Consider the following 474-nt stretch of genomic DNA (forward strand, 5'->3'; position numbering starts at 1 on the left):
GTGGACGAACTGGCGCGCGAGCTGGATCTGGATCCGGCAAAAATCGTCAAACTGGCGAGCAACGAAAACCCGTTGGGCGCCAGCCCGAAGGCTTTGGCGGCGATCCGCGATGAGCTGGCCGAGTTGACCCGCTACCCGGACGGCAATGGTTTCGCCCTGAAATCGCTGCTCGCCGAGCAGTGCCGTGTCGAGCTGAATCAGGTCACGCTGGGCAATGGCTCCAACGACATTCTTGAGCTGTTTGCGCGTGCCTATCTGGCGCCGGGCATGAATGCGGTGTTCAGTGAGCACGCCTTAGCGGTGTATCCGATCGCGACTCAAGCAGTCGGCGCACAAGCCAAAGTCGTTCCAGCCAAAGACTGGGGCCATGACTTGCCGGCGATGCTTGCGGCCATCGATGCCAACACTCGCGTGGTGTTTATCGCCAACCCGAACAACCCGACCGGCACCTGGTTCGGCGCAGAAGCGCTGGAC

At 61.6% G+C, this 474-nt stretch carries 1 protein-coding gene; it reads left to right on the forward strand.

From position 1 onward, the window contains the following. Nucleotides 1-474, forward strand: a 474-nt coding sequence (locus J5M58_RS26650; RefSeq protein WP_207880364.1) for an aminotransferase class I/II-fold pyridoxal phosphate-dependent enzyme, incomplete at both ends; no start/stop codon positions are given.

It is taken from the genome of Pseudomonas sp. 32_A, assembly GCF_017490905.1.
Lineage (GTDB): Bacteria > Pseudomonadota > Gammaproteobacteria > Pseudomonadales > Pseudomonadaceae > Aquipseudomonas > Aquipseudomonas inefficax.